This is a genomic window from Dellaglioa sp. CoH-57-MRSF-19, from assembly GCF_056781975.1.
Map to the genome: position 1 here is coordinate 1 of NZ_JBXAXW010000037.1, position 866 is coordinate 866.

Annotated in this window: 1 protein-coding gene and 1 pseudogene; both read right to left on the reverse strand. The window is 52.0% G+C overall.

Annotated elements, in window-relative coordinates:
- Positions 1–273, reverse strand: a 273-nt coding sequence (locus tag AC1RO3_RS08020) for a hypothetical protein (protein WP_481763933.1), incomplete at its 3' end; no start/stop codon positions are given.
- 73 nt (positions 274–346) lie between these two features.
- Positions 347–866: pseudogene (locus AC1RO3_RS08025) on the reverse strand (hypothetical protein); the annotation flags it as partial.

An 866-nucleotide genomic window follows, 5' to 3' on the forward strand; every position in this document is an offset into this window, starting at 1 on the left:
GTAAAACGCACGCACGTCGAACTTCGGGGTCTTAGTTGCCTTCTCGATCTCTTCGAGAACTTCGTCGGATGCTGCCTTCTTCGTGGTCTTGGCGGGAGCCGCCTTTTTCGTTGCCATGTAGCTAGGTGTACTGATTGTCTTTTCTGGTGCGGGTGATGAGCGGCCGAACTCATAGGAGTCCATAAGGTATTTGTGACTTAGTATGCTTCCGTCATATTCCTCAAAAGAGGGCGGTGAGTCTTCGTCACGTCCAAGATTGATACCAATTGCCATTAGATCACCACTTAAACAAAGAGAGCCCAGCAGGTTCTGTCTGCTGGGCCCCTGTCCTACTTATTTACTACGATCAGTCATCCAGATCGTCGTCTTCGTCTTCATCCTCGTCTTCTTCGACGGGCTTCTTCTTCGACTTCTTGGCGGCTACTTTCTTTGCCGGGGCCTTTTTCTTCTTGGGCGGCTCATCCTCGTCTTCGTCTTCATCGTCGAGGTCTTCATCCTCGTCCTCGTCGTCTTCAACTGGCTTCTTCTTGCCCTTCACCGGCTTTTTGGACTTCTTCGGAGGTTCATCCTCGTCGTCCTCATCTTCGTCAAGGTCGTCGTCTTCGTCGTCCTCAGCTTCATCGACGGGCTTTTTCTTTCCCTTGGCCGGCGCTTTCTTCTTCGACTTTGGTGGCTCGTCATCCTCGTCTTCATCTTCGAGGTCGTCGTCCTCATCCTCGTCCTCGTCGTCCTCATCGACAGGTTTCTTCTTGCTCTTCACCTGCTTTTTAGACTTCTTCGGGGGTTCGTCGTCCTCATCTTCGTCTTCGTCGTCGAGTCCGTCATCATCTTCATCCTCGTCCTCGTCGTCTTCGACTGGCTTCTTC